Below are 12,530 nucleotides of genomic sequence, written 5' to 3' on the forward strand. Positions count from 1 at the left end.
GCGATTAATCGTCGACGCGAAACACCACGCCTGTCGTGAGGCCGCCGCGCTGCACCTGGCAGACCTTGTCCCTTCCGGGTCCGACGCGCTGGACGTCGAATTTGCGACCTTCGAGAATTGCGGCGACCTGCTCCTGCACCGCAGGACGAAGCGGCTGGTCGAAGGCCGGCCGCTTGTAGAATTGCGAGCCGTCATACATCTCGCCGTTGCCGGCCGGCGGAATCCGGATCTCGACCTTGGTCTGCTTGTCCTTGTACGGCGTCAGCACGGCGGTGAATTGCACGACCTCGCGGCCGCTGCTGTGAACCTTCCAGGTGACCTGACGGTCGGGCACGCCCACCGGCGTGACATGGACCAGGATGCCGCACTGTTTGGCATAGACCATGTCGGGAAGCTTGTCGGCGAACAGGCGCCGATAGGCCTCGCTGACGCTGACGTCATAGACGCCAGGCGGCCGCTCTTCCTTGCAGCCGGCCAGACCAAGGGCGCTGAGGACGAGCACTGCCCATCCAATTTGCTTCATCGTCGAATCTTGCATGCCACCCACCCCTGCTCGTTCTCCCGGCAGGATGGCGCGCAGCGTCGGCGAGAAAGATTAAGGCTCCTTGGCGTAAATCGGTTGCTTTCTTCGCTGACTGCAACCCGACACGTGCCAAAACGTCGCACCCACAGCATCGTGGTTAACGCAGGCAATACGGCCGCCGGGCGCGGCTAGTACCAGATCTGCATCGGCAGACCGTGTGTGTCGCGCGGCGCTCGCCCGTTGGGGACGCAACCATGCGGCTCATGCGCAGCGAGCGCGACGGCGCAGGCGTCCAGCACGTCGTCACGCTTGGCGCCGCTGCCGATCCGCACCTCGGTAAGCCAGCGGTCGAGCTCGCGGAAGCCGGCACGCTTGAGCAGCCTGCAGCGGAGGGCATCGCCCTCCTCGGATTTCTTCGGCGCCAGCGGCTTGCCGCCGTTGAGCCGCAGGAACACCAGTTCGGGATGCACCTCGCGAATGTCACGCGCCGGGTGCGCGCGCGTGAAGCCGTCGACCTCCATGATCTTCTTGCCGAGATGCCAGAGCTGACGCGACACGCGCGTCTGGCCGCGGCGCAACGCTTCCTCGTTCGCCTGGTCGGGATCGGAAAATTCCTCCCACAGCCAGCGCCGCGCACCGGTGAAGACGCGCGAAGTGTGCGGCCGCAATCTCGCGCGCGCCTCTAGATCGCAGGCACGCGCGCCATCGTCGGTCATGCCGATCGGGATATCGATGCCGGCGCGGTCGAACGGACGCGCCAGCGCGTCCGCAATGTCAGGATGGAAGGAAATCGTGCGTTGGTCGCCGTCAATTGCGACGGCGAACCAGCCTTTTGAAAATCCGTCGAGGCCGACCGCCCTCAACCCAGATTCAATTCCTTGAAGAAGTCGTTGCCCTTGTCATCGATGATGATGAAGGCCGGGAAGTCGACCACCTCGATGCGCCAGATCGCTTCCATGCCGAGTTCGGGATACTCGACCACCTCGACCTTCTTGATGCAGTGCTCGGCGAGGTTCGCCGCAGCGCCGCCGATCGAGCCGAGATAGAAGCCGCCGTGCTTCTTGCAGGCCTCGCGCACCGCGACGGCGCGGTTGCCCTTGGCGACCATCACCATCGAGCCGCCCGCCGCCTGGAACTGGTCGACGAAGGAGTCCATGCGGCCAGCGGTGGTCGGGCCGAACGCGCCGGAGGCGTAGCCGTCGGGCGTCTTGGCGGGGCCGGCGTAATACACCGGATGGTTCTTGAAATAATCCGGCAGCGGCTCGCCCTTCTCCAGCCGCTCGCGCAGTTTTGCGTGCGCGGAGTCGCGGGCGACGATCATGGTGCCGGTCATCGAGACGCGAGTCTTGATCGGATACTGCGCCAGCGTCGCCAGGATCTCCTTCATCGGCTTGTTGAGGTCGATCTTGACCACCTCGCCGCCGAGCGACTGCTCGACCGCCGGCAGATACTGCGCGGGATTGTGCTCGAGCTCCTCGAGATAGACGCCATCCCTGGTGATCTTACCGAGCACCTGGCGGTCCGCCGAGCAGGAGACGCCGAGCCCGATCGGCAGCGAAGCGCCGTGGCGCGGCAGCCGGATCACGCGTACGTCGTGGCAGAAATACTTGCCGCCGAACTGCGCGCCGACGCCGAGCGACTGCGTCATCTTCAAAATTTCCTGCTCCATCTCGAGGTCACGGAACGCATTGCCGTCGGCCGATCCGTGGGTCGGCAGCGCGTCGAGATAGCGTGCGGAGGCGAGCTTCACCGTCTTCATGCAGAGCTCGGCCGAGGTGCCGCCGATCACGATCGCAAGGTGGTACGGCGGACACGCCGCGGTGCCGAGCGTCAGCACCTTCTCCTTCAGGAACGCGAGCAGGCGATCTTTCGTCAGCACCGACGGCGTTGCCTGGAACAGAAAGCTCTTGTTGGCGCTTCCGCCGCCCTTGGCCATGAACATGAACTTGTAGGCGTCGTCTCCCTCGGCGTAGATCTCGCACTGCGCCGGCATGTTGTTGGCGGTGTTCTTCTCCTCATACATCGATAGCGGCGCCACCTGCGAATAGCGCAGATTGCGGCGCAGATAGGCGTCGCGCGCGCCTTCGGAGAGCGCGGCCTCGTCGTCGCCGTCGGTGATGACGTTGCAGCCCTTCTTGCCCATGATGATCGCGGTGCCGGTGTCCTGGCACATCGGCAGCACGCCGCCGGCCGCTATGTTGGCGTTCTTCAGGAAGTCGAAGGCGACGAACTTGTCGTTGTCGCTGGCTTCCTTGTCGTCGAGGATGTTGCGCAGCTGCTTGAGGTGACCCGGACGCAGATAGTGGTTGATCTCGCCGAACGCAGCCTCTGACAGCGCCCGCAGCGCCTCCCGCGACACCACGACCATGTCCTTGCCCAAGACTTTCTCGACCCGGACGCCCTCGCTGGTCACCTTCTTGTAGGGCGTGGTGTCTGCACCGAGCGGGAACAACGGGGTGTGCTTGTAGGGCGGAACGGGCTTTTGCTGGTCGGGAAAGGCGGTGGGGGCGTTCATGAGCTGCTCATCGGTTCGAAAGGCCGATGCCGGCCGCGGTGCAGCCGGCAATGTAGAGCCGTTCTAAGCTTTTTCCCGACAAAAGGAAGGGAACACCGGCCACGATGAGCTCATGCCTCGCGAGCGTCCGGCGCAACAATCCATGTGTGACACTTCACATGTATGTAATCATAGGTTGTGTAATGATGGACTCCCATGCACGACCAAGGGAGGCCACCATGAAGACCGGACTGTTCGTCTCGTTCGCCGCGCTGGCATTGCTGATCGCGATCCCCGCCGCCGCCAATGCCGCCGGCCAGAGGTGCGGCGGCATCATCCCTCTGCAGTGCGGCCCCGAGGAGTACTGCCAGTTCAAGGTGGGAACCTGCGGCCGCGGCGACCAGATGGGCATTTGCGCGCGCAAGCCGACCATCTGCACCCGGATCTTCAAGCCGGTGTGCGGCTGCGACGGCAAGACCTACGGCAACGATTGCGAGCGCCAGGCCGCCGGGGTCTCCAAGCTGCACAACGGCAAGTGCCGGAAGCCGGCCTATTAGCCAGCCCAATGATCACGCCCGCGGCCGCGCCGGATATTGACGCGGTTCGCGGGAGCCTGCATGAACCTTCGCGCATTTCCTGCTGCGGGGGTATTCATGACCGGACCATTGCGCCGACGCTTGCCGCTCGGCATTCGCGCCACCTTGCCGGCCGCGCTGGCGCTCGTCACGAGTCTCGCCGCCGCACCCGCTTATGCCGACCCCTGCGAGGACATCGCCAAGCAACTGGCCGGCCAGATCGACGGGCTGAAGGTCAATTTCACCGCGGCCAATATCACCTATCTGAAGCATCCGGCCGCCAAGGAATTGTCGATCGGCTGCCGCGGCAAGGACTATTCGACCGAGCTCTATGCCAAGACCGACCGCAAGATGAAGCCGGAGTTCTTCAACCTGGTCGGCTCGGCCACCGCGCTGATCTTCACCGTGCCGAAGGACGATGCCATCACCGGCACCTCGCGCTGCCTGAAGCGCATGGGCATCTTCCGCGGCAACACCATCACGATGCGCTATCGCCGCCTCAATCTGGAGTGCACCCGCACCCGGGCCGATGCCTCGATCACGGTTCGCCGCGGCAGGGACGAGTGACCGGCGTCACGCCTCCGCCGTCACCCGACCGATCGCATCGACGATCCTGCCCCAGCCCGGGCTCATCATGTCGAACGCGAACTGATTGCCCGGCATGACGAAGCCGTCGTGCACCATCTGAACATGGGTGCCGCCCTCGACCGGCGTCAGCCTCCAGGTGACGACCGAGTCGAGCTTTGAGCCGTAGTCCGGATTGGTGTCGGCGCCGCCCTTCCAGGAATAGCGCAGCAGCCGCGGCGGCTCGCAGTCCAGCACCTCGCAATGCACGACGCCGTCCCAATCGCCCATCGGCTTGGTGCGGAAAATGAATTTGTGGCCGACCGTCGGCTGAAAGTCGTTCGGCATCAGCCATTTCATCAGCAGTTCGCTCGTCGTCAGCGTTCGCCAGATCCTGTCGGCGGGATAGGGCAGCACCTTCTCGACCGTGATCGCGCGCGTCTCAACCATCACTCACTCTCCTTCAACAATTTCTCCAGGTTCTCGAAGCGCTCGGCCCAGAAGGTCTGGTAGTGACCGAGCCAGTCGAGCAGCGGGCCGAGCCCCTTGGGCGCCACGCGATAGTGGATGTGCCGGCCCTCGCGCCGCTCGGCGACCAGCCCGGCATCGCGCAGCGCGCGCAGATGCTGCGACACCGCCGGCTGCGACACCTTCGAGCCCTGCACCAGGTAGGTCGCGGCGACCTCGCCTTCCCGCGCGATGCGTTCGAACACCGCGCGCCGCGTCGGGTCCGCGAGGGTTTTCAGGACGCTGGTGAGTTGCACGGTCGAGGCCATGAAAAATATATAAGCAATTGCTTATATAAATGTCAAGCCGGAGAGTTCAACACCCGGCGAGCGCTGGAACGCCTTGCGCTTTCGGGGAGTTGATCGATGCCGCCGTACGTTCGCCGGAAAACATGCGATGCTGCCTTTGTTCGCATGGAGCCGCCGATGATCGCCAAGCTCCTCCTGCAAAACACGTTGTTCGTGATCGGCATGGGCGCGCTGCTGTTCGCCACCGCCGGCACGCTGCACTGGCCCGGCGCGTGGACCTATCTGATCGCTTCGGCGGTGATCGGCCCGGCCTGCGGGCTGTGGCTTGCCAGGATCGATCCCGCGCTGCTTGCCGAGCGCATGCGGCTGACCGGACGCGAGGCGCAGCCTGCCGCGGACAAGGTGTTCATGCTGGCGCTCATCATCGTTGTCGTGCTGTGGTTCATCGCGATGGGGCTCGAACGCCGGTCCGGCGGCGCCAATGCCGGCGTCGCGGTGATGCTGCCCGGTCTCGCGCTGTATCTGCTCTCGATGGCTCTGATCATGTGGGTGTTCCGCACCAACTCCTTTGCCGCGCCAGTCGTGAAGCTGCAGGCCGAGCGCGATCATCGGGTGATCTCTACCGGGCCCTACGCCCTGATCCGCCATCCGATGTATGCGAGCATCATGCTGTTCTTCATCGGCGTGCCGCTGCTGCTCGGCTCGTGGTGGGGCCTGCTCTTTGCGCCGCTGTTCTTCGTGCTGTTCGCGATCCGCACGGCGATCGAGGAGCGCACGCTGCTTGCCGGATTAAAAGGCTATGCCGACTATGCGGCGCGGGTGCGCTATCGCCTCGTGCCCGGATTGTGGTGAGGGACGATCATGCCTGACAGCAAGACCTACACCGGCGGCTGCCATTGCGGCCAGGTTCGCTTCGAATGCACCACCGACCTGGCGATGGTGACGGCCTGCAACTGCTCGATCTGCACCAAGAAGGGCCTGCACTTCGTGTTCCTGCCGCCGTCGAGTTTCCAGCTGCGCGCCGGCGCCGAGAACCTGAAGGAATATCTGTTCAACCGCCACGCCATCCACCACCAGCTCTGCGTCGATTGCGGCGTCGACGTGTTCGCGCTCGGCACGAAGCCCGACGGCAGCGACGTGGTGGCGCTCAACGTCAGCTGCATCGACGGCATCGACCTGTCGAAGATCGCGATGACGCCGGTGGACGGGCGGAGTCAGTAGGGTTTTCACACGTGATCGCGGGGCGCGATGCGCGGCGCACACCACATCACTCCGTCAAGCCCGGCCATGGCGAGAGCAACAACGTCGCGCGACGGTGTCTACAAATCCAGCGCCTTGTAGCGCCGGAAGATCCCCTCCTCGTTGAACGGAATCCGCCGCTCGCTGGCGAGGTACGCCTTGATGTTCGGCCGCTCGGCGACGCGGTCGCGCAGCGCGATCAGACGCGGGATATTCTTTTCGAACCTCGCCATGCGCTTCGGAAACGCATAGCGCAGGCCTTCGACGATCTGGAACAGCGACAGGTCGACATAGGTGACGCGGCGACCGGTGACGAACGCGCCGCCGCCGGCCCGCACCAGGTCCTCGAAATAGCCGAGATATTTCGGCACCCGCGAATTCCAGAACTCCTCGGTGCGCTTCTTCGCCGGCGCCTTCTGGTCCTCGTAATACAGCGACGGGCCGAGCGGGTGATGGGTGTCGTGAATCTCCAGCACGAAATCGGCGATGGTGAGCTGCAGCTGATGCACCCAGAGCTGCCCGCCCTCCGCCTTCGGCGCGAGGCCGTGGCGGGTGCCGAGATAAAGCAGGATGTTGGCGGTCTGTCCGATCATGAGCTTGCCGGCGGCAAGGAACGGCGGCGCGAACGGCGGCGTGCCCTTGTGCGTCTCCATCATCCTCATCATCGCGCCCATGCCGGCCTTGCCGCGCGCGACATCGTCGTAGCGCGCGCCGGCGTCTTCGAGCGCGAGCCGGACATATTCGCCGCGGCCCTGGATCATCGGCCAGTAGTAGAGCTGGTACTGCATGCATTCACCTCCGCGGCGCGGTTCGCCGCACATCTGCCGTTCGCTTTCGATCGTAGCCATGCTGCGGCCACGCCGTCCACCGTGTGCGGTCTGTCCGAACCACGTTGGGACTGCTAAGGTTCCAACGTCGAATCCTTCGATTGAGGAATCATCGCATGGCGGACAGCAAGAAGAAGCGGGGCGCTGCCGATCGCGCCCTGATTGCGTTGAGCGAGTCCTACGAGGTTGCCTACTGGTCCAAGAAGTTCAAGGTCACGCCGGCCAAGCTGAAGGCCGCGGTCAAGAAGGTCGGCCACTCCGCCAAGAAGGTGGAAGCTTATTTTGGGGAGCAGCGACATAAGGCCGCCGACCGCGCGCGGATCGCTGTCAGCCAGCCCTACGAAGTGCGCTACTGGTCGAACAAGTTCAAGGTGACCCCCGCCCGGCTCAAGGCCGCGGTGGCCGAGGTCGGCCATTCCTCGAAGAAGGTCGGGGCCTACTTGGCGAAAAAGACCATGAAGAAGAAGGCCGCCCAGAAGGCGGTCAAGAAAACGGCGGCAAAGCGCAAGGCGGCTTAATCGGCCGCCGCTCTCTCCCCGTCATTGCGAGCGAAGCGAAGCAATCCATGGTCCCGCATACGCGGAGGGATGGATTGCTTCGTCGCTATCGCTCCTCGCAATGACGGAGAGCTGGGACGCGCCTGCGCTTCCGCCCCTCAATTCGCCGCAAAGCAGTACAGCAGGCCGTCGCCGCCGGTGCTCTTGAGGTCGGCCTGCGAGCAGCCGCCGTCGGGGCCGCGCGAGGGATGCGAGGAATTCCACGATTTCGAGGCATCGTCGTCGCGCAGGCCTTTGCGATCGATGTGCCCGACCATGGCGGCGCCTTGCGTGCTGCTTGTCCAGTTCTTGCAGGTGCGATCCTCGCCGGCCGCAAACGCGGTACCGTCCGCCTGCGACCCCGTCAGCACGTCGTGGCGGTTCGGCGCGTCGCCGGCCCCGTTGATGACATCGCCCTTCTCGGACAGCGAGTTCTGCTTGGTGAGATTGTTGCCGGCGCTGTGCAGGTCGGCGACATCCTTGGCGACCACCGTGCCCTTGACGTTCTTCCACGGTCCCTTGCCGATGCGGTCGCGCGCGTTCACCGCGGGCTGGCCGTCGGCCGCCTGGGTCGAGAGATAGGCCCGCCAGGTCTTCGGCGCGCCGAAGCCCGCGGCCTGCGCCAGCGTCTGGCAATGATTGTCGGCGCCGGCGAGCCCGCCGAGATTGCCGCCATTGCCGATGCCGTTGCTGGTGACGAAGAAGCTGGTCTCGGCGGTCTGCGCTTGCGCCGGCGGCGCAGCCATCATGGCCAATGCAAGGCAGGCAGGAACGGCAAGTCGAGCACTGATAGTCATGTCTTCCTCCCAACGGTTGTTATAGTTCGCTGACATCAACCCGCGGCTTCACCGGATATTCCGGCACGGCGACAGACAAATGAAGCGCTCAATACGAAAGCGCCGCGGGGTGAGCCCGCGGCGCCTTGCATGTTTTGACTGGCAATTGCTGGCCGGTCGATCAGCTGGTCTGCTGGATCGCCGAGAGTTCCCAATTGCCGCCGCGCTGGCGCACGAAGGTCCACACCTCCGTGACCTCCTGCGGCTGCTCGCTGCCGCCGACCAGGCGGCCGGTGCCGCGCTCGAGCATGGTGTCGACCAGGCCATAGCGCATCGCAACCGTCGCATATTCGCTGTCGCCTTCGCGCCAGGCTTCCGCGAGGTCGCCCTGCAGCAGCTTCACATTGGTCACCTTGTTGGTGACGTTGCGCGCCTTGTTCTCCTCGAGATCCTTCGAGAAGTACGAGACCATCTCCGGCGTCGCCAGCGTGTGCAGCTTCGCGATGTCTTCGTTCGACCACGCGGTCTGCACCTCGCCGAGCAGCCGCTCGAACGTCTCATAGTCGGCCGGCGCGATCTCGACCGGCGCATTCGAGCCGCCGAGGCCGAAGCCGAAGCCCGAGCGATAGTTCGGCTGCGGGCCGGGGCCGACGTCGGGGCCGCTGGCGTAGGCCGGGGCCGGCGCATTGCGGCGTTGCCACCACACCATCGCGAGCCGGACCACGAGCACGATCAGGCCGATCTGCAGCAACAGGCCGAGGATCGACGACAGGCCGCCGAGGCCGGAGAACAGGCCGCCGCCGAACAGCATGCCGAACAGGCCGGCGCCGAGGAAGCCGGCGGCAAGGCCGCCGAGCAGGCCACGGCCCATTCCGCCACGGCCGAACAAGCCACCGGAATTCGCTGCGGCCGGCGCGCCCATGCCGGGGTTGCCGGGCTGGCTGAAGGTACGGTTCATCGGCGCGGCGGTGCCAGGCGCCGTGTTGGTCGAGGGCGGCGCGGAGAAGGTGCGCGAGCCGCGCGAGCCTCCGCCGCCGACGCGCGCGTCGGCCTCCGAAACGGTCATCACGACGGGCAGCGCCAGCGCCATCGCGACCGCGATCGCCCGTACAATTCCACGCGTGCGTTGCGAGAAATTCATGTTGGTTTCCTCAGGAATCCCCGGCATGGGGAAACGCCCCTAAGATGGGCAGGGACGGTTAAAAGTGAAGCCGGAAACCGGAACCGCGGCTGCGGCCCTCGGTCGCGGAGATGTGACACTATGGTCCTTGTCGCCGGGAGGGCGTGCCCTACGACGCATTGAGCCTGGATCGCGTGCGGGCAGCGCCGGTGGCTCACCTCTCGCCGTGGCAGGGCGATCGCATATCGTTATCAGGGCGCAATTTCGGAATATTGGAAGAATACCCCTGACTTGCCCGACGTGTCAAGCGCTTGGTCGACAGCGCTTGGTCGACCGCCGGCCGCCGGCTACTTTGCATGGGGTTGTTTTTCGGCATTTTGTCGGTGCGCGACGTGGACATGTCAGTTGCGGAAGCCGCAAGTGTCCCAACCGACCGCTGCTACTTCGCCGTCATGGTCTCCTTCACGGCGGCGACCAGCTGCGTCAGCGTGAACGGTTTTGGCAGGAACGCGAATTGCTGGTTCTCCGGCAGGCTCTTCTCGAAGGCGTCCTCGGCATAGCCGGAGACGAAGATGATCTTCAGCTCGGGACTGCGGCTGCGCATTTCCTTCAGCAGCGTCGGCCCGTCCATCTCCGGCATCACGACGTCGGACACCACGAGATCGACGGCGCCGTCTTTCTCGGCAAACGCCTCCAGCGCCTCGACGCCGTTGGCGGCCTCGATCACGCTGTAGCCGCGCGAGCGCAGGCCGCGTGCATTCAGCGCGCGCAGGCCGTCCTCGTCCTCGACCAGCAGTATGGTGCCCTGCCCGGTGAGATCGGGCTTCGGCTTGGCCGCGTCGGCGGCTGCACCGGCCTCCTTCGCCGCGCCGTTGCCGGCATGGGCCTCCGGCGCGTCCTCCTGCTCGGGCCGGTGCCGCGGCAAATAGATGCGGAACGTGGTGCCTTCGCCGGGCACGGAATCGACGTAGACGAAACCGCCGGTCTGCTTGACGATGCCGTACACCGTGGAGAGGCCGAGGCCGGTGCCCTTGCCGACTTCCTTGGTGGAGAAGAACGGCTCGAAGATCTTGTCGATGATCTCGGCGGGAATGCCGGTGCCGGTGTCGGAAATCTCGATCTTGACATAGTCGGCCGCCGGCATGCCCTTGTTGGCGAGCTGCGCGGCTTCCTCGGTCGAGACGTTGCCGGTGCGGATGATCAGCTTGCCGCCGTCAGCCATCGCGTCGCGCGCGTTGACTGCGAGGTTGACCACCACCTGCTCGAACTGCGAGACGTCGACCTTCACCGGCCACAGGTCGCGGCCGTGCACGAGGTCGAGCTTGACCTTCTCGCCGATCAGCCGCCGCAGCAGCATGGTGAGATCCGACAGCGCATCGCCGAGATCGAGCACCTGCGGCCGCAGCGTCTGGCGGCGCGAGAACGCCAGCAGCTGCCGCACCAGCGTCGCGGCGCGCGTGGCGTTCTGCTTGATCTGCATGATGTCCTGGAACGACGGGTCGGTCGGCTTGTGCGCGTTCAGCAGGAAGTCGTTCGCCATCATGATGGCGGACAGCACGTTGTTGAAGTCGTGCGCGATGCCGCCGGCGAGCTGGCCGACCATCTCCATCTTCTGCGACTGGTTGATCTGGTTCTCCAGCGCGCGCCGCTCGGTGGTCTCGAGCATGTAGACGATCGCGGTCTCGGCGTCGCGCTCGTCCTTCTCCACCGTCGTGACGAAGAACTGGGCGAAGCGCTCCTTCGGCCCGTCGAGCATCACCTCGACCGGCGGGATGTCGCCCTGCCCCTCGGCGGCGTGGTTGATCGCCGCGATCAGGAGGCCGCGGTCGCGCGGATTGACGGCGCGGAAGATCGACTTGGCGGCGCCGCCCTCGCCGTTCAGGCTCTGCGCCAGCTTGGCGTAGCGCGCATTGGCGCCGACCACGTTGCCGCCGCGGTCGACGGTGGCGATCGCCATCGGCGTATGGTCGAAGAAGCGCATGAAGCGCACCTCGGCGGCGCGCTCCGGATCGGAATGCTCGTCGCGGGCGCGGCTGATCACCAGGGTGCGCGAGGCACCCGCCGCGCCGTCGGCGCCGAAGGCGAGCTTGTGATAGAGCCGCACCGGCACGGTCTTGCCGCCGCGCATCCGCAGGTCGATGTCGAACACCTCGGTCTTGACCTCGCCCGGCACCGGCTGGATCGCGGCGAGCAGCGCCGCGCCGTCGCCAGAGACAATGTCGGACAGCTTCAGCCCGCCCGAGCCGATCTCGGCGAGGTCGTAGTCGAGCCAGTTGGCCAGCGTGGCATTGACATAGGCGATCTCGCCGGCCGGGTTGACCGAGAAGAAGCCGCACGGCGCGTGGTCGAGGTACTCGATCGCGTGCCGCAGCTCCTGGAACACATCCTCCTGGCGCTCGCGGTCGCGGGTGATGTCGGCGATCGACCACACCGCATATTTGGCGTCGCGCTTGCCCTGGCCGAGCGGGCGCACCCGCAGCCGCAGCCAGCGGGCTTGTCCCCCTTGGCCGCCCTGGCCGCCGTCATGGCCGGCGATGCGGACCTCCTCCAGCTGCCGCTTGCCCTCGCGCGCCGCCTTGAGCAGGCGGAACACGGCCTCGGAGACGTCGGGGTTGCCGATGAAGACCCGCTCGACCGGGCGGACCTCCTGGGCCGAGGCGGCGCCGGTCAGCGCCAGATAGGCGGCGTTGGAATAGACCACGTGGCCGCGGGCGTCGGTGACGACCAGCCCCTCCTGGGCGTGGTCGGCGATCCGCCCCATCACGGGGTCGTCGGTGGCGCGGTCGGAGAAGCGGATGATGCCGGCGGCAAAGGCGAACAGGTTGAACAGCCCGACGGTGGCGAGCAGCGCCAGCACGCCGAGGATATAGGGCTGCGCCTGAGTGCGGCCGATGGTCATCAGCCAGACCGCCACCGCGACGATGCCGGCCGCGATCAGCAGCACCAGGAGGATGCTGCCGCCGCGCCGCGCCGGTCCGTGAGCCACGAACGGCTCAGTCGCGGATTGATCGTTGCTATCGGCGGTCATCTGAAGGGACATGGCTCGTCGGCATCGCTTGGGCGGGCCGTCCGGCCGCCCACTCCTGAGTGCCTGAATCGGACCCGAAAACGCAAGTCCATC

Annotated in this window: 14 protein-coding genes; 5 read left to right on the forward strand and 9 right to left on the reverse strand. The window is 65.7% G+C overall.

What is annotated here, in order from left to right; genetic code table 11:
• Window positions 1–4: 4 nt before the first annotated feature.
• The 3 genes from XH93_RS28135 to XH93_RS28145 all read right to left on the reverse strand — a co-directional run bounded on the left by XH93_RS28135 (window position 5) and on the right by XH93_RS28145 (window position 3,038).
• On the reverse strand, window positions 5–523 hold the full coding sequence (locus XH93_RS28135) for a hypothetical protein (RefSeq protein WP_194469981.1): 519 nt from the start codon (window positions 521–523) through the stop codon (window positions 5–7).
• A gap of 188 nt (window positions 524–711) precedes the next feature.
• Window positions 712–1,386: a DUF429 domain-containing protein gene (locus XH93_RS28140; protein ID WP_194469982.1), complete on the reverse strand. Its 675-nt coding sequence runs from the start codon at window positions 1,384–1,386 to the stop codon at window positions 712–714.
• Entirely contained in the window at window positions 1,383–3,038 is a 1,656-nt protein-coding gene (locus XH93_RS28145; protein WP_194469983.1) for a fumarate hydratase, read from the reverse strand. Before XH93_RS28145 ends, XH93_RS28140 begins: the two co-directional genes overlap by 4 nt.
• A gap of 218 nt (window positions 3,039–3,256) precedes the next feature.
• Here XH93_RS28145 and XH93_RS28150 point away from each other — a divergent pair, with 218 nt between their 5' ends.
• Complete coding sequence (locus XH93_RS28150) at window positions 3,257–3,574, forward strand: Kazal-type serine protease inhibitor family protein (protein WP_194469984.1); 318 nt, start codon at window positions 3,257–3,259, stop codon at window positions 3,572–3,574.
• Between the two features lie 96 nt (window positions 3,575–3,670).
• Window positions 3,671–4,159 carry a hypothetical protein gene (locus XH93_RS28155; protein ID WP_194469985.1) on the forward strand — a complete coding sequence of 163 codons (489 nt, stop codon included), beginning with the start codon at window positions 3,671–3,673 and terminating at the stop codon, window positions 4,157–4,159.
• Window positions 4,160–4,165: 6 nt separating this feature from the next.
• On the opposite strand, the gene XH93_RS28160 is transcribed toward XH93_RS28155, so the two are convergent.
• On the reverse strand, window positions 4,166–4,606 hold the full coding sequence (locus XH93_RS28160; RefSeq protein ID WP_194469986.1) for an SRPBCC domain-containing protein: 441 nt from the start codon (window positions 4,604–4,606) through the stop codon (window positions 4,166–4,168).
• Window positions 4,606–4,932, reverse strand: coding sequence for a helix-turn-helix transcriptional regulator (locus XH93_RS28165; RefSeq protein WP_139484856.1), 327 nt, complete (start codon window positions 4,930–4,932; stop codon window positions 4,606–4,608). Before XH93_RS28165 ends, XH93_RS28160 begins: the two co-directional genes overlap by 1 nt.
• 156 nt (window positions 4,933–5,088) lie before the next feature.
• Between XH93_RS28165 and XH93_RS28170 the strand changes: the two genes are divergently transcribed.
• Together XH93_RS28170 and XH93_RS28175 are read left to right on the forward strand one after the other, a co-directional pair.
• Window positions 5,089–5,763: an isoprenylcysteine carboxylmethyltransferase family protein gene (locus XH93_RS28170; protein ID WP_194469987.1), complete on the forward strand. Its 675-nt coding sequence runs from the start codon at window positions 5,089–5,091 to the stop codon at window positions 5,761–5,763.
• A gap of 9 nt (window positions 5,764–5,772) precedes the next feature.
• On the forward strand, window positions 5,773–6,132 hold the full coding sequence (locus tag XH93_RS28175; RefSeq protein WP_139484858.1) for a GFA family protein: 360 nt from the start codon (window positions 5,773–5,775) through the stop codon (window positions 6,130–6,132).
• 98 nt (window positions 6,133–6,230) lie between these two features.
• Here the strand turns inward: XH93_RS28175 and XH93_RS28180 are convergent, their stop codons facing one another.
• On the reverse strand, window positions 6,231–6,938 hold the full coding sequence (locus XH93_RS28180; RefSeq protein WP_194469988.1) for a glutathione S-transferase: 708 nt from the start codon (window positions 6,936–6,938) through the stop codon (window positions 6,231–6,233).
• 155 nt (window positions 6,939–7,093) lie between these two features.
• Here XH93_RS28180 and XH93_RS28185 point away from each other — a divergent pair, with 155 nt between their 5' ends.
• Complete coding sequence (locus XH93_RS28185; protein ID WP_139484860.1) at window positions 7,094–7,495, forward strand: DUF3606 domain-containing protein; 402 nt, start codon at window positions 7,094–7,096, stop codon at window positions 7,493–7,495.
• A 137-nt stretch (window positions 7,496–7,632) separates the two neighbouring features.
• On the opposite strand, the gene XH93_RS28190 is transcribed toward XH93_RS28185, so the two are convergent.
• The 3 genes from XH93_RS28190 to cckA form a co-directional block, all read right to left on the reverse strand.
• Window positions 7,633–8,310 carry a lectin gene (locus XH93_RS28190; protein ID WP_194469989.1) on the reverse strand — a complete coding sequence of 226 codons (678 nt, stop codon included), beginning with the start codon at window positions 8,308–8,310 and terminating at the stop codon, window positions 7,633–7,635.
• Window positions 8,311–8,470: 160 nt separating this feature from the next.
• The gene (locus XH93_RS28195; RefSeq protein ID WP_194469990.1) at window positions 8,471–9,457 is read right to left on the reverse strand and encodes a Tim44-like domain-containing protein; all 987 of its coding nucleotides are present in this window, start codon (window positions 9,455–9,457) and stop codon (window positions 8,471–8,473) included.
• A gap of 391 nt (window positions 9,458–9,848) precedes the next feature.
• A complete protein-coding gene (gene cckA / locus XH93_RS28200; RefSeq protein ID WP_194475358.1) occupies window positions 9,849–12,437 on the reverse strand; it encodes a cell cycle histidine kinase CckA in 2,589 nt (862 codons plus the stop codon).
• Window positions 12,438–12,530: the final 93 nt, after the last annotated feature.

Source organism: Bradyrhizobium sp. CCBAU 51753 (genome assembly GCF_015291565.1).
Lineage (GTDB): Bacteria > Pseudomonadota > Alphaproteobacteria > Rhizobiales > Xanthobacteraceae > Bradyrhizobium > Bradyrhizobium ivorense.